The sequence below is a fragment of the Parasphingomonas halimpatiens genome (assembly GCF_036663795.1).
GTDB lineage: Bacteria > Pseudomonadota > Alphaproteobacteria > Sphingomonadales > Sphingomonadaceae > Sphingomonas.
In genome coordinates this window covers 102,334-124,936 of sequence record NZ_JAXOJP010000012.1, presented here as the reverse complement: position 1 = coordinate 124,936, position 22,603 = coordinate 102,334, and the positions used below count along the sequence as shown (strand labels likewise).

Genomic DNA, 22,603 nt, shown 5'->3' with positions numbered 1-22,603 from the left:
CGATGGCGCAGCATGCGACGCGCTCGCCCGACGCGCAATCACTTCCCATGGCGGGGTGGTTGCGGCATGGTTTCGGCATGGCCGAACTGCTGCCCGCAATCCCCGCCGCGACGCTCGTGCTGTTCCGCGAGCGCGACGGCGCGCCCGAGATGCTGATGGTCGAGCGCGCCAAGGCGATGGTCTTCGCAGGCGGCGCGCTGGTCTTTCCGGGCGGGCGGATCGACCCGGCCGATCATGAGCTTGCCGCCACGCTCGACGGCGATGCGGACGATCTCGCCGCGCGCATCGCGGCGATCCGCGAAACGATCGAGGAGGTCGGGCTGCCGGTCGGGCTGACGACGATGCCCGATCGCGCCGCGCTTGATCTGCTGCGCCGCACGCTCCACGCCGGCACCGGGCTCGGCCCGGCACTCGCGGCGGCGGGGCTGGCGCTCGACCCGGCCCCGCTCGTGCCGTTCGCGCGGTGGCGGCCGAACCATGCGCATCTGCGGATCTTCGATACGCGCTTCTATCTGGCGCGGCTGCCCGAGGACGCGCCCGAGCCGGTGGTCGACGATACCGAAAATGTCCGCGTGTTCTGGATGTCGGCGCAGGGCGTGCTCGACGAGGCCGATGCCGGGCGCGCGCGGATCATCTTTCCGACGCGGCGCAATCTCGAGCGGCTCGCGTGCTTCGACAGTTTCGATGCGGCAGCAACGCATGCCGCGACCGTGCCACAGCGCACGGTGACGCCGTGGATGGAGGAACGCGACGGGGAAACGCATCTCTGCATTCCAGACGACCTCGGTTACCCGGTCACCTCGGAAACCCTTGCCGCCGCCGAACGCGGCTGAACCCGCTACGCCGGCCAGGACTCAGTGAGGCAGGGCGGTCGCCTCGACCTTTTCCACCCAGCGCGGGAAGAAGGCCGGCTGGCGGTTCGACCAGCCCGAGGCGGTTGCTGCCGCCTCGCTGATCGACTGCAGCAGTTTGCGGCGCAGGTCAGGGTGAAGGTGCGGGAGGGCGGCCGCCGCACAGAAAGCAGCGGGTAGCCATGGCCGGACCTCCGCGCCGATCAGCCGCTCGTAAAGGAAGCGATAGGCCGAGAAGGTCGTCAACCGGCCCTGGCCGAGGTCGAAGGCGCTGAGCGTCGTCAGCGGGGCGATGAACGACTCGATTGCATCAAGGCCGCTTTCGTCAGGGACCATCAGCCGCAGGTCGGGTAACCGGACGTACAGGCGCGCCTGGGCACGGATGCTCGCCGCCTCGACCACGTCGCGCGACCAGCGCGCCATCGCATCATCACGGTCGAGGCCGATATCGAGCGACCGTCGCACATAACGTTGGGTCGCGGCGCTGAAGCCGGCGAATTCCTTCATCTCGGCCAAGGTCATCGGGCCGTTTGCCGGTTTAGTCCGAGAAGCCATTATCAACCCCACCCGCTAGAGGAACCGAGTGGGACAATGCGCTTCCAGAGTTTACGCTATGGTTAACGCATGCCTACCGGCTTCTACGAAGGGATCATTTTTCCTGCTGCGATGCAACAAAGGTTGCGACGAGCAGAGGCGGGCGTCTTAGAAAAGTCACCGGGTGCGGCAGTTGCGCAACAATCGTCGTTCGGCTCGGGCCGGGCGTGCCTATTGCTGCTTTCGACGCGCCTCGGCTTCCGCGTCATAACCGGACGACGCCGGTGGCTGCTGGGGATGCACCGGCTGGGTCGCGGCAGGCGGATCGGACGCATCCATCGACTCATCGAGTGCATTGTCGAGCCGGGCTTCCGCGCTCTCCGGGTTCTTTTCAAGCCGCGCGGCGATCGACTCGTCCTGTCCCGCATCCTGACGCGGGTGATGGATATGCTCGGCTTCGCCCGTCGTCGTGGCGGCAGGATCGATCTTCTTTTCGTCGGTCATGGTGTCTCTCCCGTTCGCCTGATCAAACGAGCGAAGGCGCGCGGACGTTCCATCATGATCGTCGAGGCGCGTGACCGTCACGCGTTGTTCGATCAGCTGCGCGGTGCCGAACACGGTCATGAAGGCGATGTCGGTGGCGTCTCGGCCGACCGCGACCCGGGCAATTTCGTCGGCGCGCGCCATGCCGGTCGCATCGACCAGATGCCACTCGCCGGCGAGCCATAATTCGGTCACGGCATGGAAATCGGGCGGATCGACGCCCGGGGCATAAGCGGCGACACAGCGCGCCGGAATACCGCCGGCGCGTGCCAGTGCGACGAGCAGATGGGCATAGTCGCGGCACACGCCGCGGCGCGAGGCGAAGGTCTCCAGCGCGGTCGTCAGGCCATTGCTGGCGCCCGAGGCATAGTCGAGATTGCTGCGTACCCAGTCGCGCAGCGCGGCGGCGAGCGCACCGCCCGCGAGGTTGCCGAATTCGCGTTGCACGAACCCTTCGAAGCGTTCGGATTCGCAATAGCGGCTGGGTAGAAGATAGGGCACCGCGTCGGCTGGCAGGTCGTGCGGCGCGGTCGCTGGCAAGGTCGCGATGTCGTGCGCCGGCCGATCGATGTCGACGACGCCGCGATATTCGGCGCGCAGATGGTCGGTGCCCTGCGCCCAGCAGCGTTGCCCGACACCGTCGAGGCCCGGCTGCGCGGTGATCGGCTTGTCCGAAAAGACCCGCAGATCCTGCATCACCAGCCGCTGGTCGGCCATTGCCGCCGCCTCGACGAGCAACAGCACATCGGCTTCGCCATCGATATCATAGGCAAGCGTGACGTCGATCGCGAGGCGCATGGCGGTTCCAGCTGGAAGATAAGAAAAGGCCCGGCAGGTTTCCCCGCCGGGCCCGAAGCCTAAGCGTCGCGGCGCAGGCTTAGTTCCGCGAGCTGCCGAACATGCGCAGCAGGAACATGAACATGTTGATGAAGTCGAGATAGAGCGTCGTCGCCGACATGATCGCGGCACGCGGCTCGGCCGCCGTCCCGGCTACATAAGCGTACATGCTCTTGGTGCGCTGCGTGTCATACGCCGTCAGGCCGGCGAAGATCAACACGCCCACCAGGTTGATCGCGAGCGAGAACGCACTCGACTGCAGCCAGATGTTGAGCAGCATCGCCACGAACAGGCCGATGACGCCCATGATCAGGAAGGTCCCGATCGGGCCGAGGTCGCGCTTGGTGGTATAGCCGTAAAGGCTCAGACCGGCGAACGACGCCGCCGAAGCGAAGAACGCCTGCGCGATCGAGTTGCCCGAATAGACGAGGAAGATGCTCGACAGCGACAGGCCCATCACCACCGCGAAGCCCCAGAACAAAGCCTGCAGCGTGGCATCGGACATGCGCGACAGGCCCATGTTCATGGCGATGATGAAGCCGAGCGGTGCGAACATGATGACATAGCGCAGGATGCCGCCACCCATCAGGATGTGCGCGGCCGGCGAATTCTCGCCGCCCCAGGCGAAGAACAACGCGACGAGGCCGCTCAGCAGCACCGCCGACGTCATGTAATTATAGACCGACAGCATGTAGCGGCGCAGGCCGACATCATAGGCTGCGGTGCGCGCATCCGTCGGCGAGAACGCGGTGGCGTTCGGCTGCGGATCGGACCAGTTGGCCATTGCGAAAAACTCCTTTGTCCGGCGCTGCGCCGGATTGCCCGAATATCGTCGTTCCCGGAGGGCATTTCAAGCATTTCCGGTGGAATGCCCATCGATGGCTGACAGTGCTGCCGGTTGCGCTAGGATGACGGGATGCACCGCCTGTTCGTCGCGCTCCGCCCGCCACCTGCAATCCGCCGCGATCTCGGCGCCGTAATGGCCGGCGTGCCCGGCGCGCGCTGGCAGGATGACGAGCAGCTCCACATCACCTTGCGCTTCGTCGGCGACGTCGACCGCCGCGTCGGCGAGGACATCGCCGTGGCGCTCGGTCAGCTCCACGCGGCGCCCGTCGAGGTTGCCCTGGCCGGCGTCGGAGCGTTCGACAAGGACGGTCGGGTCAACGCGCTGTGGGCCGGGTTGGCGCCACATGAGGGGCTGATCGCGCTGCATCGCAAGGTCGATCACGCGCTGGTCCGCGCCGGTCTGTTGCCGGAGGGGCGCGCCTATCTCCCGCATGTCACCGTCGCGCGGCTGCCGCGATCGATGGGCGCGGCGATCGAGATCGAGCGCTGGCGCGCCGACCATGCCGGGCTGACGAGCGCGCCGTTCGCGCTGGCCCATCTCTATCTGTTCGAGAGCAGCCTGGGGACCGGCGGCGCGCGCTACGAGGCGATCGAGCGCTGGGCGCTCGGCTGAGCCGAAAGCGCTTTCTAAGCCGCGAACGGCCCGCTAGCCTGCGCGCATAAGAACGATGGGAGAGTAAGGCATGGCGAGCAATCCGGCGGGGGGACCCGCACGTGCGCCGGCCTATGCCTGGTACGTCCTGGCGATCCTGTTCCTCGTCTATGTGCTCAATTTCGTCGATCGCCAGATCATCTCGATCCTCGCCGAGGACATCAAGCGCGACCTGCATCTCAAGGACGAGGATCTCGGCTTCCTCTACGGCACGGCGTTCGGCGTGTTCTATTCGCTGTTCGGCATCCCGCTCGGCCGCCTCGCCGACAACTGGCATCGCGTGCGCCTGATGACGATCGGGCTGGCGCTGTGGTCGACCATGACCGCCGTCTCGGGGCTGTCGCGCAGCGGCGCGATGCTCGCCGGCGCGCGGGTCGGGGTAGGGATCGGCGAGGCGACGGCCAGTCCGAGCGCCTATTCGCTGATCTCCGACTGGTTCCCGCGGCGGCTACGCGCGACCGCCCTCGCCATCTATTCCGCCGGGCTGTATGTCGGCGGCGGCCTGTCGCTCGGCATTGGCGGGCTGATCGTCAAGCGCTGGAACGACACTTATCCGCTCGGCGGGCCCTTCGGCCTGCACGGATGGCAGGCGGCGTTTCTCATCGTCGGCATCCCCGGTCTGCTCGTCGCGCTGTGGATCGCGACGCTGCGTGAGCCGATCCGCGGCGCGTCGGAGGGGCTGGAGCCGCCGCTACCGCATCCGGCGCCGTTTCGCGCATTCCTCGCCGATCTGCTGACGATCCTGCCGCCGCTCACGCTGATCGGCGCGGCGCGGGGCGGCGCGCGCGCGCTGCTCACCAACCTCGTCGGGCTGGCCGTGGTGATTGCTGTCGTCGTGGTGCTGCATCACTTCGGTGAGCCCTTGCCGCAATGGATCGCGATCGGCATCGGCGTCTATGCGGTGTTTTCCTGGGCAAGCGCGCTCAAGCGCCGCGACCCGCCGACCTTCGCGCTGATCGTCGGCACGCCGGCGTTTCTCTGCACTGTCGTCGCCTATGGCCTCAATGCGTTCATGGCCTATGCCGTGAGCTTCTGGGCCGCGCCCTATGCGATCCGCGTGATGCACATCGCGCCGCAAAAAGCCGGGGCACTGATCGGCAGTACCGGGGCGCTGGCCGGATTCCTCGGCGTCACGATCGGCGGGATCGTCGCCGATCGCTTGCGGCGGCGGCACCGTGCCGGGCGGCTATGGGTTGTCCTGTTTGGCGCGATTGCGCCCATTCCGGGCGTGATCATTGCTTTCACGACGCTCGACCCAGCAGTGTTCGTCGTCGCATTCTTCGCCTCCTCGGTCCTCGCCAGCGGCGCGCTCGGGGCGGCGGCGGCAACCACGCAGGATCTCGTCCTGCCGCGCATGCGCGGGACGGCGACGGCGACCTTCTTCATCGGCACGACCTTGCTCGGGCTGGCCTTGGGGCCGTACCTCGCCGGTCGCATCTCCACCCTGTCGGGCAGTCTGTCGGTCGGCATGTTGTCGCTGCTCGCCGTCGCGCCGATCACGATCGCCGCGGGCATAGCGGCGGCTTTCCTGGTTCCTGCCGCAGAGGCGTCGCGCGAACAACGCGCACGCGGCGCCGGTGAGCCGATCTGACACATCAAGACGCTAAGTGCACAGTAAGTGCCGATCCTAATCATCGCTTAACCACTTGTGGATTACGGTCTCCGACCTAAGACCGGAGTCAGCCATGTTCGCAGCCGAGATCAGGATAGTTCCGCAGGGTGACGCGAGCTTCGCGCCCAACGATGCGCGACGGGAGGATCGCTCGCCGGTCGTGGTGCCGGGGCGGATCAACGATCTCGGTGCTCGCAGCCTGTGTCGCGTTGCTGACCTCTCGGTTTCGGGCGCGCGCCTGCAAACGCACGCCTGTCTGACGGTGGGGAGTCCGGTGATGGTGACGCTGCCGGGCCAGAAGCCGCGTCCCGCGACGATCGTCTGGGCCGATGGGTTCATCGCCGGTTGCGAGTTCGCCACGCCGCTCGCACAGGATCTGCTCGATCTGCTCGTCGCGATGTATCGTTTTACCCCGGCAGACCCTGCGCTGCTGCAGCGCCCGAACTAGGCCAGGTCAGGACGCGCCGAAGACGCCGCAGGCGATCCGCGCGCCGCTGTTGCCCGACGGATCGGTCATCAGATCGTCCTGACCGGCATGGACGACCATTGCCGAGCCGTCCGCATCCAGCAGTCCCGCCATCGTCGCGCCAGGAAGGGTCACGCCGATCGCGCCGCGACCGTCGGTGCCGATGATCAGGTTGGGCATGTCGCCTTCATGCGGCCCGGCCGGGTTCATCGAACCATGCTTCATGCCGGTCGGGTTCCAGTGACCGCCGGTGCTCGCGAAATCGGTCGGATCGCACCGTCCGACAGTGTGAATATGCGCGCCGTGCGTGCCGGGCGGCATGCCGTGCACATCGATCGTAACGCGTAGGCCGCCTGCGACCTCGGTCGCGGTCGCACGTCCGACATCCTTGCCATCCGCACTGTGCAGCGTGGCCACCGCGACGGCGCCGCCCGCCACGGGGGCACCGGTTTTCATCTCATGCTCGTTACAGCCGGCAAGGCCGAGCAGCGCCAGTCCAGCGAACATCATGGTCGTTCCGCGCATGCCCATCTCCTGTGAATCGCTCATGCGATGCTGGGTCGGAAACCATCGGTGCGCAAGCATGTTCCGGCAACGATCCGGCGCTTCGCTTCATATCGGCGCCCGGCGGCGTCAGACGAAGCCGAGATTTGTCGTCGAGGCGTTGTAGTTGCCGATGTTCGGCAGGACGGTCGACATGTTGCCGCCGCTGACGCCGAACCAGCTTGCCAGCGTCGCGGCATATTGGTCGACGGCGATCGTCGGCAGCAGGCGGCCCTGGCCGACATCGTCGGGGGTATTGTTGCCGATCGCCGGCGGGATGCCGTAGAATTTCTGGCCGTTGACCGCGCCGCCCATAACGAAGTGCATGCTGCCCCAGCCATGGTCCGAGCCATCATCATTGGATTGCAGCGTGCGGCCGAAATCGGACCCCGTGAAGGTCGTCACCTTGTCGGCGATGCCGAGCGCAACAGTGGTATCGTAAAACGCCTTCATCGCATTGGCGACGAGTGCCGTTTGCGTCGGATGCTGCGTTGCCAGCAGATCGTGCATGTCGAACCCGCCCAGCGACACGAAGAACACCTGACGTTTGGCACCCAGTTCCGACGATACCGAGATCAGCCGTGCGACGATCTTGAGCTGATCGGCGAGGCTGTTGCCGCTCGGGAACAGCGGGAAATTGGCCGCCGGTGCCCCCGCCAGCGCGGAGGTCACCTGGGCGTAGAGGTCGAGCGAGCGCTTGCTGACCCGGGCATGCTCATTGGCAAGCAAATGGGCGTTCGATCCGCCCATCAGGCTGCGCAGCGTGCCCAGCGCGGTGGTCGAACCGAACACGGTGCTGCCATTGCTTAGCAGCGGGATCGGCCCGCTGGTGCTGACCGAATATTGGATCGCGGCTTTGCCGGTCAGGAAGACGGCGTTGCCGCTGGCATTGATGCAGGTCAGCGTTGCGGTGCCGTTGCCGCTCTGGAGCAGGTCGCCGATCCGGCCGCCCCAGCCCGAACTCGCGCCTTCCGGGCTCGATGCCTGCCAATAGCTTTGCTGGTCGTTGTGGCTGAACAGCTTGGGCGGCAGCTTGACTGAATTGGCGGTGTACTGCGCCTTGGTGGTCGGCATGACGAGCGTGCCGACATTGAGCACCACCGCCATCTTTCCCGCCGCGAAGAGCGGTACCAGCGGCGCCATGGTCGGCGCGAGCGCATATTGCCGCCCGCCCGCCAGCGCCGCCGTCGGGGTCAGGACCGTCGCGGCGAGCGCGGCACGGTCGAGCGCAAGGTTGGCGCGGGCCGCCTTGTACAGGTCGTAGCTCGGCTGGTCATAGGGCGGCAGCGTGTTCGCATAGTCGTTGCCGCCATAGAGAAACACGCAGACCAGCGCCTTGTAGTCTGTCGCGGTCGCCGCCGCGGCCTCGCCGATCGCGGCGAGGCTGGTGACGAACGGCGTCGCGGTGCCGGCGAGGCCGAGCGCGGCGCCGCGCTTGAGAAAGGCGCGGCGTGACTGGTCGTTGCTCATCGCGCGTCCTCCCTCACTTCAGCGTCAGATAGTCGGGCGACGCCATGGTCAGCAGGATGGCGGTGCCCACCCTGTTGCCCGGGCCGTTGGTGCCGGTGAAGGAGATGCTGTCGATCGCCGCCTTGATCGCGGCAACGGTCGCCGTGCTCAACTGCCCCGCCGCGACCAGAAGATTGACCTGGTCGATCAGCGCCTGGCTGTCATTCGCCAGCGTCGCGATCGACGTATAATCGGCCTTGGTGTCGCCGGCGCCGTTCGCGATCAGCGTCTGCAGATAATTGACATAGGCCACCACGCTCAGTTCGTTGGTGATCTGGAATTCGGGCGCGACCAGCCCTGCGCTCGAGATCGCGCTATTGGGCGGCGCGTAACCGGGGCGGAAGAAGTTGAACACGCTGCTGCTGCGCCCTGGCGATTCGGCCAGTCGCGTGCTCGAACTGCTCGTGTCGCCAAATGCCCAGGCGTTGGACGGGCTGGTGGCGCCGAAGGCGCGCGCCCAGCCGGTCAGCCGCGCGATCGGCTCGCGCAGCTTGCCGGCGGTGGTGCTGGTCAGCCCGGCGTCGCCGCGCGCCTCGCTGTCGAGCAGCACGGCGCGGATCACCGCCTTCATGTCTCCGCGCGTGCCCGAACCATTGTCGGCGAAGATCGCCGCGACACGCGACACATAGCCGGGCGAGGGGTTGCTCGTGACCAGCTTCTGGATGAGCTGCTTGGCGAAAAAGGGCGGCACATTGGGATGCGCGAAGATCGTGTCGAGCGCGGTCTTGATCGCCGCCATGCCGCCGCCGCTGACCGAGGTGCCGAGAAAACTCGCCGATCCCGTCTCGTTGAGCGACGCGTTCATCACCAGAGGCAGGCGGTAGCGATCGGGCGTCGTGCTCGTGCTGTTGGCCAGCGACAGGCCGGTGAACACGCGGGCGAGCCCCGAGACGTCGGCCTGGACATAGGTCTCGATCGGGTTGCCGGCGGACAGCTTGTTGGTGCCGTCCATGTTGAGCTGGTACAGGCCGAGCGTGAACAGCTGCATCAGTTCGCGCGCGTAATTCTCATCCGGCACCGCACCGGTCGCGCTGTTGGCCTTACGATTGCCGAGAAAGGTCAGATACGACGCCATCGCGGCGTTGGTGGTGATGGCATCGAGCAAGCTGCGGAAATTGCCGAACGCATTGTCGAGCAGCACATCCATATAGGCCGCGGCCGCAAACTGCCTCCAGTTGAGGTTGATGCCGGCGATGCCGACGACCATGATTTCCGAGAGCGCGAAGCCGACGCGCTGGCGCAACTGGTCGGGCTCGACGATCAGCTGGCGCCATATCGTCGGGTCGAACCCGGTTTCACTGTTGATATAGGTGCTCGCCGAATAACCCTGCGCGACCAGCCAGTCCCAGTGCGCGGTGGCGCGGGGCAGCGCGAATTGCGCGCTCAGCCAGCCGTCGAAGCTCCTGGTCTGGACGTCGGCGATCATCGCATCGGTCGCGCCCATCGTCGCCTGCGCAAGGAAGCGGCCCGCCTGCACCTTGGTGATCGCGGCAGAAGTCGGCGCCGGCGTCGGCGCGGGGGAGGGCGCTGGCGTCGATCCGCCCCCGCCCGAGCAGGCGGCGAGCGCGACCATCGGCGTGAGCGCGGCGGCGATGGCGATTGCGCTGGCGCCGCTGGCGCGTTCGCGCTCGGCAACCGGATCGGATGCGGTCGCCTGTTCGCTCGGGATCGTGTCGGTCGTCACATCATTCCCCCGCAGGCGCCGGGCTGCCTGATCGATACTGTCTCGCGCTTTCGGGGCGTATCAGGCTCTGTGGTGTCCGGCCAGCTTTCGACATGCTTAGCCTGGGGTAAATCGACCGGCCGCCGATGATCTCCGCCATGTTGCCCGTGGTGACCTATCGATCTACAACAGTCGGCGTTCGATCGAAGATATTGGGGGGAAGCATGAAGCGTCGCTTGCTGGCCTTGGCCGTGACCGGTTTGCTGTCATCATCGGTACTGGCGCAGACGCCGGTCGACCAGCTGGCCAGGCCGCCGGCCGATGCCCGCCATTTCATCATCGAATCGACCGGCGGCAAGCATGGCGATTCGTGGAGCTGGACGCTGCCCGACGGCACGCGGATGGCGCGCGAGAGCATGAACCTGCGCGGCCAGGTGTGGGAGATCGACTATCGCGGCGTGCAGGGCAGCGACGGTATGCCGGCCGAGGTCGCGATCCACGGCGTGACGCCGACGGGCGATGCGGGCGAGACCTTTACGGTCAGCGGCGGCAAGGCGCAGTGGAAGAGCCAGATCGATGCCGGCAGCGCGGCCTATACCGCGCCGGGCTTCTACGCGACCGTCGGCGGCCCGATGGACACCAACGCCTGGTTCCTCGAACGCCTGCTGGCGAGCCCAGGCAAGTCGCTCCGCCTGCTGCCGGGTGGCGAGGCGCATGCGACCAAGATGGCGACGCTGGCGGTCGGATCGGGCACTGCGCAACAGACCGTGACCCTGTGGTCGGTGACCGGCGTCGGCACCACGCCGTTGCCGATCTGGGCCGACGCGCAGGGCAAATTCTTCGGCGTGACGAGCGGGATCGCGTGGCTGCCCGAGGCCTATGCCGGCGAGATGCAGCGCATGGAGGCGGCACAGGCCGCGGCGATGGCGGCACAAGCGCCGATCATCGCGCAAACACTCGTCACCGTGCCCAAGGGCGCCGTCGCCTTCACCCATGTCCGGCTGTTCGATGCCGATGGCCTGCGCTTTCTCGACGACCAGAGCGTGGTGGTCAGCAAGGGCGTGATCACGGCGGTCGGTGCGGCGCGCAGCGTGCGCGTGCCCGCCGGCGCGCGCGTCATCGACGGCAAGGGCATGACGCTGGTGCCCGGCCTGTGGGATTGCCACATGCATATCGGCGACGATTTTACCGGGCCGCAGGAACTGTCGCTTGGCGTCACCTCGGTGCGCGATCCCGGCAACAACGACCAGCTGACGATCGAGCGGCGCAGCCGCGTCGCCGCCGGCAAGCTATTGTTCCCGCATGTCTATCCGTCGTCGCTGATCGACGGCAAGGGGCCGTATACCGCGCAGGTCGCCAATGTCGCGACGAGCCAGGACGAGGCGATCGCGCTGGTGCGCAAGGCCAAGGCCAACGGCTTCACCGGCGTGAAATTCTACGGCACCTTCAATCCGGTGTGGTTGCCAGCGACGATCGCCGAGGCGCACAAGCTCGGCATCCATGTCCATGGTCATATCCCGGCTGGCATCCGCACCTCGACCGCGATCGCCGATGGTTATGACGAGGTCACCCACATCAACTGGATCATGATGGAGGCGATGCCCGACAGCGTGTTGCCGACCGACAATGGCATCGGCCGTTTCGAGGCACCGGGGCGCTATGCCAAGAACGTCGATCTCGACGGCCCGGCGCTGAGCGGGCTGATCGCGACGATGGCGCAGCGTCACACCTATTCCGATCCGACAATGGTCGCCTTCGAAGGGCTCTACGTGCCCGAAAATGGCGAGCTTTCGCCGTCCTACGCGCCGTTCGTCGGCACCATGCCGCCGACCACCGAGCGCGGTTTTCGCGCCGGCGGCTTTGCCGTGCCGAAGGACCTTACGCGTGCGGATTACCGCGCGAGCTGGGCCAAGATGGTCGCGCTGCTCGGCAAGATGCACAAGGCCGGCGTGCCGATCGTCGCCGGCACCGATGGCTCGGGAATCGAGATCATCCACGAGCTCGAAATCTATCGCGACGCGGGCTTCTCCGCGGCCGAGGCGCTCGCCGCCGCGACGATCGTGCCGGCGCGTCTCGTCGGGCAGGATCACCACACCGGTTCGATCAAGGTCGGCAAGACGGCCGATCTCGTCCTCGTGCAGGGCGATCCGTCGCAGCGCATCGGCGACCTCCGCCAGACGCGGCTCGTGATGCTCGACGGTAAGCTCCTCGACGCCGATGCACTGCGCCGCGCGGCGGGCTTTTCGGGACGGCCGAAATAACGCGTCCGGCGAGAGGCTAGGCAAAGGTGCAACTGCGCCTGCTCGAATATTTCGTCGCACTGGCGCGCGAGGGTCACTTCGCGCGCGCTGCCGAGGCCTGCCATGTCACCCAGCCGACGCTGTCAGCGGGCATCGCCGCGCTCGAGCAGCAACTCGGCAAGCGGCTGGTCGAGCGCGACCGGCGCTATATCGGGCTGACGCCGGAAGGGCGCGCCGCGCTGCCCTGGGCGCAGCAGGCGATCGCGATGATCGACGGCGTCCATCACGCCACCGAAACCGCGCGGGGTCCATTGCACGGCACCTTGCGGCTCGGCGCGATCCCCGCCGCGATGCCGGCGGTGGGGCATTTCGCACGCGCGTTCAGCGCGGCGAATCCGGCGCTGACTCTCTCGGTGCGGTCGCTGACCTCGCGCGAGATCGAGCGCGCGCTCGGTGCCTTCGAACTCGATGCCGGGCTGACCTATCTCGACCATGAGCCGCCCGCGCAGGTCATCGCCGTGCCGCTTTATGCCGAGCGGGCGATGTTCGTCGCGCGCGTCGGCAAGGGCTTTGACTCGCACAGCGCGGTGGGGTGGGACGAGGTGCTGGCGCAGCCACTGTGCCTGCTGCACGAAGGCATGCAGAACCGGCGGATCTTCGACGCCAATCTCGCGGCGCGCGGGCTTGCGGTGCATCCCGTCGCAACGGCGGATTCCTATGTCGCCTTGCTGGCGATGGTCGAGGCCGGCGGCTTCGCGACGATCGTGCCGCAAGGCTATGCCGCGCTGATCCCCGGCGACAGCTGGGCGCGGATCCTGCCCTTTGCCGAGCCCTTTGCGGCGAGCCGGGTCGGGCTCGTCGTGCTCGATCGTCGCCCGTCCAGCCCGCTCGCGCAGGTGGCATTGGCGGCGGCCCATCGCATCGAACTGCCGGGCACTTTCTCCCCACTTTGATAGACATTGTCTATCAAGCATTGCGATTGTCGATTTGACCTTGTTGCGGGCGGCTGGCCTAGCATGACGCCCGATGAGCACGACGACACAAGAACGCGTGCCTTTGCCGGCGGGTGAGGAGCCCGCTTATGCCGAGGCAATCAGCCGCCACCTTTCCGGCGGCGACACACGCGGCGCGTTGCTGCCGTTGCTTCATGCGCTGCAGGAGGAGTTCGGGCATCTCGACGACGCGATGGTCCCGCACGTCGCTGAGGTGCTTAACCTCAGCCGCGCCGATGTGCACGGCGTCATCACCTTCTATCATGATTTTCGCCGCCAGCCGGCCGGGCGCCATGTCGTGCGGCTGTGCCGCGCCGAGAGTTGCCAGGCACGCGGCGGCGCGGCGATCGAGCGCGCGGCGGTCGATCGGCTGGGCGTGGCGATGGGCGCGACGCGCGGCGACGGGCAGGTGAGCCTCGAACCAGTCTATTGTCTGGGCCTGTGCGCCACCGGCCCCAATGCGCTGGTCGATGGTGTGCCGGTGTCGCGCATCGACGGAGCTGCGCTCGACCGCATCGTGACGCAGGTCGGCGCATGACGCGGGTCTATGTCAGCCGCGATATGGCCTCGGTCGCACTCGGCGCCGACGCGGTGGCAGCAACACTGGCGGCGGCGGGTGCGGATGTGGTGCGGACCGGCAGCCACGGCCTGTTTCGCATCGAGCCGCTGGTCGAGGTCGAGACCGCCGAGGGACGGATCGCCTATGGCCCGGTCGCGGCGGACGAGGTCGGCGCGGTGCTGGACGGCAGCCACCCGAACCAGCTCGGCCGCATCGCCGATTTGCCGTTCTTCGCCAGCCAGCAGCGCTTCACCTTCGCGCGCTGCGGCGTGATCGATCCGCTTGATCTCGACGACTACGCTACGCACGGCGGCTGGGTCGGGCTTGACGCCGCGCGCGCGCTGACGCCAGCCGAGGTCGTGGCGCAAGTCAGGGACAGCGGCTTGCGCGGGCGTGGTGGCGCGGGCTTCCCGACCGGAATCAAATGGCAGACCGTGCTCGATGCGGCGGGCGCCGAGAAGTTCATTGTCTGCAATGCCGACGAAGGCGACAGCGGCACCTTTGCCGATCGGCTGTTGATGGAAGGCGACCCCTATTGCCTGATCGAGGGCATGGCGATCGCCGCGCATGCCGTCGGCGCCGGGCATGGTTATATCTATATCCGCTCCGAATATCCCTTTGCGGTTACGACGATGCGCGCGGCGATCGAAGGTGCGGCGACGCGGATCGCGCCCTTCACGCTCGAGGTGCGCGTCGGCGCGGGCGCCTATGTCTGCGGCGAGGAAACCGCCTTGCTCGAATCGATCGAGGGCAAGCGCGGCCAGGTCCGCGCCAAGCCGCCACTGCCGGCGATCGCCGGGCTGTTCGGCCGCCCGACGGTGATCAACAACGCGCTCAGCCTCGCAGCGGTCCCCTTCATTCTCGCCGAGGGCGCTGAAGCCTATGCGGGGGTCGGTTTCGGTCGGTCGCGCGGGACGATCCCGGTCCAACTCGCCGGCAATGTCCGCAATGGTGGGCTGTACGAGATCGGCTTCGGCATCACGCTCGGCGAACTGGTCGAGACGATCGGCGGCGGCACCGAAAGCGGTCGTCCGGTGCGCGCGGTGCAGGTCGGCGGCCCGCTCGGCGCCTATTTCCCGCCATCGATGTTCCACCTGCCGTTCGACTATGAGGCGTTCACCGCGGCCGGCGGGCTGATCGGCCATGCCGGGATCACGGTGTTCGACGACAGCGTCGACATGGCGCACATGGCGCGCTTCGCGATGGAATTCTGCGCGGTCGAGAGCTGTGGCAAATGCACGCCGTGCCGTATCGGTTCGACCCGCGGCGTCGAGACGGTCGACCGCATCATTGCGGGCCAGGACGTTGCGGGGGAAGTCGAGATCCTGCGCGATCTCTGCGAAACGATGAAATATGGCTCGCTCTGCGCCCTGGGCGGTTTCACGCCCTATCCGGTGCTCAGCGCGCTCGATCATTTCCCCGAGGATTTTGGCGGGGCGCCGGTCGCCCTCGCGGCGGAGTAGCGACATGGCGTGGCGCGGCGAGATCGATCTGGGGACGCGACCGGCGACGAGCGAGACGCAGGTCACGCTCAGCATCGACGGGCGGGACATCACCGTTCCCGCAGGAACCTCGCTGATCCGCGCCGCCGCGTTGCTCGGCACCAACATCCCCAAGTTGTGTGCGACCGATAGCCTCGAAGCCTTCGGTTCGTGCCGGCTGTGCCTGGTCGAGATCGACGGCAGGGCGGGTTACCCCGCCTCCTGCACCACCCCGGTCGCACCGGCGATGGTCGTGCGGACCCAGACCGAAAAGCTCAAGAAGCTGCGCCGCGGGGTGATGGAGCTCTACATCTCGGACCATCCGCTCGATTGCCTGACCTGCGCAGCCAATGGCGATTGCGAATTGCAGGACCAGGCTGGCGCGGTCGGGCTGCGCGAGGTGCGCTATGGCGCCGGTGCCAACCATCTCGGCAAGCCCAAGGACACGTCCAACCCCTATTTCGATTTCGATCCGTCGAAATGCATCGTCTGCTCGCGCTGCGTGCGCGCCTGTGACGAGGTGCAGGGCACCTTCGCGCTGACGATCGACGGCATGGGCTTCGCCAGCAAGGTCGCGGCGAGCCAGGCGGAGGATTTTTTCTCCAGCGAATGCGTCTCGTGCGGCGCCTGCGTCCAGGCCTGCCCGACCGCGACATTGGTCGAGAAGAAGGTCGCCGAGATCGGCACGCCCGATCGCGCGATCGTCACCACCTGCGCCTATTGCGGTGTTGGCTGCACCTTCCGCGCCGAGATGCGCGGCGAGGAACTGGTACGGATGGTGCCATGGAAGGAAGGCAAGGCCAATCGCGGTCACAGTTGCGTCAAGGGCCGTTTCGCCTGGGGTTATGCCCAGCACAAGGAACGCATCCTCTCGCCGATGATCCGTGCGTCGATCGACCAGCCATGGCGCGAAGTGAGCTGGGGCGAGGCGATCGCGTACACCGCGTCCGAGTTCCGCCGCATCCAGGACAAGTACGGCAAGCATTCGGTCGGCGGGATCACCTCGAGCCGTTGCACCAATGAGGAGACCTTCCTCGTCCAGAAGCTGGTCCGCGCCGGCTTCGGCAACAACAATGTCGATACCTGCGCGCGCGTCTGCCACTCGCCGACCGGATACGGCCTCAAGACCACCTTTGGCACGTCGGCGGGCACGCAGGATTTCGACAGCGTCGAGCATAGCGATGTCGTGCTGATCATCGGCGCCAACCCGACCGACGGGCACCCGGTGTTCGCCAGCCGGCTGAAGCGCCGCCTGCGTCAGGGCGCCAAGCTGATCGTCGTCGATCCGCGCCGCACCGACATCGTGCGCAGCCCGCATGTCGCCGCCGAACATCATCTCGCGCTGCAGCCCGGCACCAATGTCGCGGTGCTGACCGCGATGGCGCATGTCATCGTCACCGAGGGGCTCGCCGACGAGGCGTTCATTCGCGAGCGCTGCGACTGGTCCGAATATGAGGATTGGGCCGCGTTCGTCGCCGATCCGCGCCACGCGCCCGAGGCGGTCGCGCCGCTGACCGGCGTGCCGGCCGAGACGTTGCGCGAGGCGGCGCGGCTGTTCGCCACCGGCGGCAATGGCGCGATCTATTACGGCCTCGGCGTGACCGAGCACAGCCAGGGCTCGACCACGGTGATGGCGATCGCCAACCTCGCAATGGTCACCGGCAATATCGGCCGACCCGGCGTCGGGGTGAACCCGCTGCGTGGCCAGAACAACGTCCAGGGCGCCTGCGACATGGGCAGCTTCCCGCACGAACTGTCGGGCTATCGCCATGTCTCCGACGATGCCGCACGCGAGATGTTCCGCGACCTGTGGGGCGTGGCGATCGATCACGAGCCCGGCCTGCGTATTCCCAACATGCTCGACGCCGCGGTCGATGGCAGCTTCAAGGGGATCTATATCCAGGGCGAGGACATCCTCCAGTCCGATCCCGACACGCGCCACGTCTCGGCCGGCCTCGCGGCGATGGAATGTGTCGTGGTCCACGACCTGTTCCTCAACGAGACCGCCAACTACGCGCACGTCTTCCTGCCCGGCTCGACCTTTCTCGAAAAGAACGGCACCTTCACCAATGCCGAGCGGCGCATCCAGCGCGTGCGCAAGGTGATGACGCCGTTGAACGGCTATGAGGACTGGGAGATCACCCAGTTGCTCGCCCAGGCGCTCGGCTACGACATGGCCTATGACCATCCGTCGCAGATCATGGACGAGATCGCCGCGCTGACGCCGTCCTTCGCCGGCGTTTCCTTCGCGCGGCTCGACGAGCTCGGCTCGGTGCAATGGCCTTGCAACGCCGAGGCGCCCGCGGGCACGCCGATCATGCATATCGACGGCTTCGTGCGCGGGCGCGGCAAGTTCGTGCGCACCGAATATGTCGCGACCGAGGAGCGCACCGGTCCGCGCTTCCCGCTGCTGCTCACCACCGGGCGCATCCTCAGCCAGTATAATGTCGGCGCGCAGACCCGGCGCACCGAAAACAGCCGCTGGCACGAGGAAGACCGGCTCGAAATCCATCCGCACGATGCCGAGCAGCGCGGCATCGTCGAGGGCGACTGGGTGCGCGTCGCCAGCCGCGCCGGCGACACCTCGCTGCGTGCGCTGGTCACCGATCGCGTCGCGCCGGGGGTGGTCTACACCACCTTCCACCACCCCTCGACCCAGGCCAATGTCGTCACCACCGACAATAGCGACTGGGCGACCAACTGCCCGGAGTACAAGGTCACCGCGGTGCAGGTCGGCAAGTCGAACGGCCCGACCGACTGGCAGGAAGGTTATGACGCGCTCGGCCGGCGGTCGCGGCGGATCGACGCGGTGGCGGCCGAATGAGCCGGACGCTGGACAAGCTGGTCCACATGGCCAATCAGATCGCGGTGGAATTCGGCTATCAGCAACCCGGCGACGCGGTCGAGGCGACCTATGATCACCTCTGGCATTACTGGGATCCGGCGATGCGCGCGTCGATCGTCGCGCATCTCGACCAGGGCGGCGCCGGGCTCGATCCGGTGGCGCGCGAGGCCGTGGCACGGCTGGCGACGCGCGACGCGGCATGAGTGACGGCGCGGTCGGCACGCGCTTCCGCCAGGTTCTTGCTGATGGTGGCGAGCATCGCCTGACCCGCGCGGTCGCGCTCGAGCGGCCCGTCGCGGTCGAGTTCAACGGCATCGGCTATGCGGTGATGATGGCGACGCCCGCCGACCTGATCGATTTCGCTTATGGTTTCGCGCTTGCCGAGCGGCTCGTCGACAGTGCTGCCGAGATCGTCGCGGCGGAAACGCATGATACCGATCGCGGCACCGTGCTGCGCATCACGCTGGTCGCCGCGCGCGGCGAGCGCATTCTCGACCGTGTGCGCCACCGCGTCTCGGAATCGTCCTGCGGCCTGTGCGGGATCGAAAATCTCGCTGCGGCGCTGCGGCCGATACCCGTGGTGACGGCACGAGCGATGGCCCCGCGCGAAGCGATCTTCGCCGCGCTCGCCGCGATGCGCGCGCATCAGCCGCTCAACGCAGCGACCGGCGCGGTGCATGCCGCCATGGCCTGCGACAGCGTGGGGGCGATCCGCCTGGCACGCGAAGATGTCGGGCGGCACAATTCCTTCGACAAGCTGATCGGCGCGATGGCGCGCGCCGGGCAGGGGTGGGACGGGGGCTTCGCTTTGCTGTCGTCGCGCTGCTCCTATGAACTGGTCGAGAAAGCGGCGATCGCCGGCTGCCCGATGCTGGTCACCGTCTCGGCGCCGACCAGCCTTGCCATCGCGCGTGCCGCCGAGGCCGGACTCACGCTCGTCTCGCTGGCGCGCTCCGACGCCTACCTCACCGACGCGGAGCCCGCGACGTGACCCGCGTGCTCGGCGCAGTGCTTGCCGGCGGGCAATCGCGGCGCTTCGGCAGCGACAAGGCGCTTGCCGAACTCGATGACCGTCCGCTCATCGCGCATGCCGCGTCAGCGCTCGAACCTTTTGTCGCCCAGGCCGTCATCTGCGGCCGGGCCTTCGGCGATTATGTGGCGCTGGCGGATAGGCCCGGAACCGGCCTCGGGCCACTCGGCGGCCTCGCGGCGGCGCTGCGCCATGCCGCGGATCACGGCTTCGATGCGGTGCTGTCGATCGGCTGCGACATGCCGCTACTCCCGGCCGACCTCGTCTCAACACTGCTTGCGATCGGCCCACCCGTCGCGGTTCGCGCGCTGCCAATCTGCGGCCTGTGGCGCGCGGAAGACGCCGATCGGCTCGACCGTCATCTCGTTGAGCGCGACGATCGCTCGATGCGCGGCTGGCTGGCGGCTTGTGGCGGTCAGTGGTTCGAGGGCGATATGGCCCTTGCGAATATCAACACGCCGGCGGACCTCGCGGCGCTGATCTTGCGCCGCGACTGACGCCGCCCTTTCACAAGCCCGGTCCCCTTGCTAAGGCCGCCGCGACTCTCGCATTCGCCATCACCTGGCGCGCCCGTACGGCTTGATCGCCGTCTCCCCGCCGCGTCCGGCCCGAGGCCCCATTTGGGAAGGACCCATCGCACCATGACCGCCATTGGACAGGACACGCTAAAGTCTCGCGCGACGCTCACCGCAGGTGGCAAGTCCTACGACTATTTCGCGCTTACCAAGGCGGCCGAGGCCTATGGCGACATTTCGCGGCTGCCCTTCTCGATGAAGGTGCTGCTCGAGAACATGCTGCGCTTCGAGGACGGCGTCACCGTCACCACCGAGGACGTCAAGGCGATCATCGACTGGCAGAACAACCCCGTCGCGCCCGATCGCGAGATCCAGTATCGCCCGGCGCGCGTGCTGATGCAGGATTTCACCGGCGTGCCGTGCGTCGTCGATCTCGCCGCGATGCGCGATGCGATCACCAAGCTCGGCGGCGACGCGGCCAAGATCAATCCGCTGGTCCCGGTTCATCTCGTCATCGATCACTCGGTGATGGTCGACGAATTCGGTACGCCCAAGGCGTTCGCCGACAATGTCGATCTCGAATATCAGCGCAACATGGAGCGCTATGAGTTCCTCAAATGGGGCTCCAAGGCGCTCGACAATTTCTCGGTCGTGCCGCCGGGCACCGGCATCTGCCACCAGGTCAATCTCGAATATATCGGCCAGGCCGTATGGTCGTCCAAGGGGACCGACGGCGCCACGATGGCCTATCCCGACACGCTCGTCGGTACCGACAGCCACACCACGATGGTCAACGGTCTCGGCGTGCTCGGCTGGGGCGTCGGCGGGATCGAGGCCGAGGCCGCGATGCTCGGCCAGCCGGTCTCGATGCTCATCCCCGAGGTCGTTGGTTTCAAGCTGACCGGTGCGCTCAAGGAAGGCATCACCGCCACCGATCTGGTGCTGACCGTCACGCAGATGCTGCGCGCCAAGGGCGTGGTCGGCCGCTTCGTCGAATTCTACGGCCCCGGCCTTGCCGCGATGACGCTCGCCGATCGCGCGACGATCGCCAACATGGCGCCGGAATATGGCGCGACCTGCGGCTTCTTCCCGATCGACGAACGCACGATGGAATATATGCGGCTGACCGGCCGCCCCGACGAAACTGTCGCGCTGACCGAGGCCTATGCCAAGGCGCAGGGTTTCTGGCGTTACGCCGACAGCCCCGATCCCATCTTCACCGACACGCTCGAACTCGACATGAGCAGCGTCGTCGCCAGCCTTGCCGGCCCCAAGCGCCCGCAGGACCGCGTCAGCCTCAACAAGGTCGACGAAGTGTTCAACGGCGACCTGTTCAAGGTCTACAAGAAGGAAGCGCCGGTCCGCGCCGCGGTCGCCGGGCGCGACCATGATCTCGGCGACGGCGACGTCGTCATCGCCGCGATCACCAGCTGCACCAACACCTCGAACCCCTCGGTGCTGGTCGCCGCCGGCCTCGTCGCGCGCAAGGCGCGTGCCTTCGGCCTGACCCCCAAGTCCTGGGTCAAGACCAGCCTTGCACCTGGCTCGCAGGTCGTCACCGACTATCTCGACAAGGCCGGGCTGACCGACGATCTCAACGCGATGGGCTTCAACCTCGTCGGTTATGGCTGCACCACCTGCATCGGCAACAGCGGCCCGCTCGCGCCGGAGCTTTCGGCGGCGATCGCCGATAACGATCTCGTCGCCGCCTCGGTGCTGTCGGGCAACCGCAACTTCGAGGGCCGCGTGTCGCCCGACGTGCGCGCCAACTTCCTCGCCTCGCCGCCGCTGGTCGTCGCCTATGCGCTCAAGGGCACGGTGACCGAGGACATGGTCGAGACGCCGATCGGCCAGGGCAGCGACGGGCAGGACGTCTATCTCAAGGACATCTGGCCGACCAACCAGGAGGTCGCCGAGACGATGGCGGCGAACATCGACGACACGATGTTCCGCAACCGCTACGGCAATGTCTATGCCGGCGACGCGAAATGGCGCGGCATCGAGATCGAAGGCTCGGCCACCTATACCTGGCGCGCCGGCTCGACCTATGTCGCCAACCCGCCCTATTTCGACGGCATGACGATGACCCCGGCGCCGGTGATGGACATCATCGAGGCGCGACCGCTCGCCATTCTCGGCGATTCGATCACCACCGACCACATCAGCCCGGCCGGCAGCATCAAGGCGGATTCACCCGCCGGCGTGTTCCTGCAGGAGCATCAGGTCAGCCGCGCCGACTTCAACTCCTATGGCGCGCGGCGCGGCAACCATGACGTGATGATGCGCGGCACCTTCGCCAACATCCGCATCAAGAACGAGATGGTACCCGGCGTCGAGGGCGGCATGACGCATTATCATGGCGAGGTGATGCCGATCTACGACGCGGCGATGCGCTTCAAGGCGGACGGCGTGCCGCTCGTCATCGTCGCGGGCAAGGAATATGGCACCGGCTCGTCGCGCGACTGGGCGGCCAAGGGCACCAATTTGCTCGGCGTGCGCGCGGTCATCACCGAGAGCTTCGAGCGCATCCACCGCTCGAACCTCGTCGGCATGGGCGTGCTGCCGCTGCAGTTCGCCGAAGGCGTCAGCCGCGAGACGCTGAAGCTCGACGGTTCGGAGAGCTTCACCATCCAGCATGTCGCCGACATCCGCCCGCGTCAGGTCGTCGACGTCATCCTGACCCGCGCCGACGGCGCCACGGAAACCTTCAAGACGCGCTGCCGGATCGATACCGTCAACGAGCTCGAATATTTCCTCAATGGCGGAATCCTCCAATACGTGCTGCGCAAGCTCGCCGCATAGGAAGTTCGATCGGGGAAGGCGTTCGCTGCTGCCGCACGGCTCACGCGGCGCCGGGAGTGGCGCTTTCCCCGACGCCTGTCGCG

Annotated in this window: 18 protein-coding genes and 1 pseudogene; 13 read left to right on the top strand and 6 right to left on the bottom strand. The window is 67.1% G+C overall.

The window, feature by feature from the left end:
* Positions 1-47: 47 nt before the first annotated feature.
* Positions 48-833 (top strand): NUDIX hydrolase, encoded by a 786-nt coding sequence (locus U1839_RS14170; protein WP_443030621.1) that lies wholly within the window; start codon positions 48-50, stop codon positions 831-833.
* A 21-nt stretch (positions 834-854) separates the two neighbouring features.
* On the opposite strand, the gene U1839_RS14165 is transcribed toward U1839_RS14170, so the two are convergent.
* The 3 genes and pseudogenes from U1839_RS14165 to U1839_RS14155 all read right to left on the bottom strand — a co-directional run bounded on the left by U1839_RS14165 (position 855) and on the right by U1839_RS14155 (position 3,549).
* Positions 855-1,406, bottom strand: coding sequence for a hypothetical protein (locus U1839_RS14165; RefSeq protein ID WP_281125708.1), 552 nt, complete (start codon positions 1,404-1,406; stop codon positions 855-857).
* A 546-nt stretch (positions 1,407-1,952) separates the two neighbouring features.
* Positions 1,953-2,726 (bottom strand): annotated as a pseudogene (locus U1839_RS14160) (transglutaminase-like domain-containing protein); the annotation flags it as partial.
* Between the two features lie 79 nt (positions 2,727-2,805).
* Positions 2,806-3,549 (bottom strand): Bax inhibitor-1/YccA family protein, encoded by a 744-nt coding sequence (locus U1839_RS14155; protein ID WP_332804252.1) that lies wholly within the window; start codon positions 3,547-3,549, stop codon positions 2,806-2,808.
* A 132-nt stretch (positions 3,550-3,681) separates the two neighbouring features.
* On the opposite strand from U1839_RS14155, the gene thpR reads away from it, so the two are divergent.
* From thpR to U1839_RS14140, 3 genes are all read left to right on the top strand, one after another.
* Entirely contained in the window at positions 3,682-4,224 is a 543-nt protein-coding gene (gene thpR, locus U1839_RS14150; RefSeq protein ID WP_332804251.1) for an RNA 2',3'-cyclic phosphodiesterase, read from the top strand.
* Positions 4,225-4,294: 70 nt separating this feature from the next.
* Complete coding sequence (locus U1839_RS14145; RefSeq protein ID WP_332804250.1) at positions 4,295-5,854, top strand: MFS transporter; 1,560 nt, start codon at positions 4,295-4,297, stop codon at positions 5,852-5,854.
* Positions 5,855-5,948: 94 nt separating this feature from the next.
* Complete coding sequence (locus U1839_RS14140) at positions 5,949-6,323, top strand: PilZ domain-containing protein (RefSeq protein WP_332804249.1); 375 nt, start codon at positions 5,949-5,951, stop codon at positions 6,321-6,323.
* A 6-nt stretch (positions 6,324-6,329) separates the two neighbouring features.
* On the opposite strand, the gene U1839_RS14135 is transcribed toward U1839_RS14140, so the two are convergent.
* The 3 genes from U1839_RS14135 to U1839_RS14125 form a co-directional block, all read right to left on the bottom strand.
* Positions 6,330-6,866, bottom strand: a complete 537-nt coding sequence (locus U1839_RS14135) for a superoxide dismutase family protein (protein ID WP_332804248.1) — start codon at positions 6,864-6,866, stop codon at positions 6,330-6,332.
* 108 nt (positions 6,867-6,974) lie between these two features.
* A complete protein-coding gene (locus U1839_RS14130; protein ID WP_332804247.1) occupies positions 6,975-8,354 on the bottom strand; it encodes a DUF1501 domain-containing protein in 1,380 nt (459 codons plus the stop codon).
* A 13-nt stretch (positions 8,355-8,367) separates the two neighbouring features.
* The gene (locus U1839_RS14125) at positions 8,368-10,077 is read right to left on the bottom strand and encodes a DUF1800 domain-containing protein (protein ID WP_332804246.1); all 1,710 of its coding nucleotides are present in this window, start codon (positions 10,075-10,077) and stop codon (positions 8,368-8,370) included.
* A 203-nt stretch (positions 10,078-10,280) separates the two neighbouring features.
* On the opposite strand from U1839_RS14125, the gene U1839_RS14120 reads away from it, so the two are divergent.
* The 9 genes from U1839_RS14120 to acnA all read left to right on the top strand — a co-directional run bounded on the left by U1839_RS14120 (position 10,281) and on the right by acnA (position 22,520).
* Positions 10,281-12,317, top strand: coding sequence for an amidohydrolase family protein (locus U1839_RS14120; RefSeq protein ID WP_332804245.1), 2,037 nt, complete (start codon positions 10,281-10,283; stop codon positions 12,315-12,317).
* Positions 12,318-12,343: 26 nt separating this feature from the next.
* A complete protein-coding gene (locus U1839_RS14115; RefSeq protein ID WP_332804244.1) occupies positions 12,344-13,249 on the top strand; it encodes a LysR family transcriptional regulator in 906 nt (301 codons plus the stop codon).
* A gap of 73 nt (positions 13,250-13,322) precedes the next feature.
* A complete protein-coding gene (locus U1839_RS14110) occupies positions 13,323-13,826 on the top strand; it encodes an NAD(P)H-dependent oxidoreductase subunit E (RefSeq protein WP_332804243.1) in 504 nt (167 codons plus the stop codon).
* On the top strand, positions 13,823-15,310 hold the full coding sequence (locus U1839_RS14105; RefSeq protein WP_332804242.1) for an NADH-ubiquinone oxidoreductase-F iron-sulfur binding region domain-containing protein: 1,488 nt from the start codon (positions 13,823-13,825) through the stop codon (positions 15,308-15,310). The genes U1839_RS14110 and U1839_RS14105 overlap by 4 nt, the downstream gene beginning before the upstream one ends.
* Positions 15,311-15,314: 4 nt before the next feature.
* Entirely contained in the window at positions 15,315-18,152 is a 2,838-nt protein-coding gene (gene fdhF / locus U1839_RS14100; RefSeq protein ID WP_332804241.1) for a formate dehydrogenase subunit alpha, read from the top strand.
* Entirely contained in the window at positions 18,149-18,376 is a 228-nt protein-coding gene (locus U1839_RS14095) for a formate dehydrogenase subunit delta (protein ID WP_332804240.1), read from the top strand. Before fdhF ends, U1839_RS14095 begins: the two co-directional genes overlap by 4 nt.
* Positions 18,373-19,164, top strand: a complete 792-nt coding sequence (gene fdhD, locus U1839_RS14090; protein WP_332804239.1) for a formate dehydrogenase accessory sulfurtransferase FdhD — start codon at positions 18,373-18,375, stop codon at positions 19,162-19,164. Before U1839_RS14095 ends, fdhD begins: the two co-directional genes overlap by 4 nt.
* Entirely contained in the window at positions 19,161-19,700 is a 540-nt protein-coding gene (gene mobA, locus U1839_RS14085; RefSeq protein WP_332804238.1) for a molybdenum cofactor guanylyltransferase, read from the top strand. Before fdhD ends, mobA begins: the two co-directional genes overlap by 4 nt.
* A gap of 144 nt (positions 19,701-19,844) precedes the next feature.
* On the top strand, positions 19,845-22,520 hold the full coding sequence (gene acnA / locus U1839_RS14080; RefSeq protein WP_332804237.1) for an aconitate hydratase AcnA: 2,676 nt from the start codon (positions 19,845-19,847) through the stop codon (positions 22,518-22,520).
* Positions 22,521-22,603: the final 83 nt, after the last annotated feature.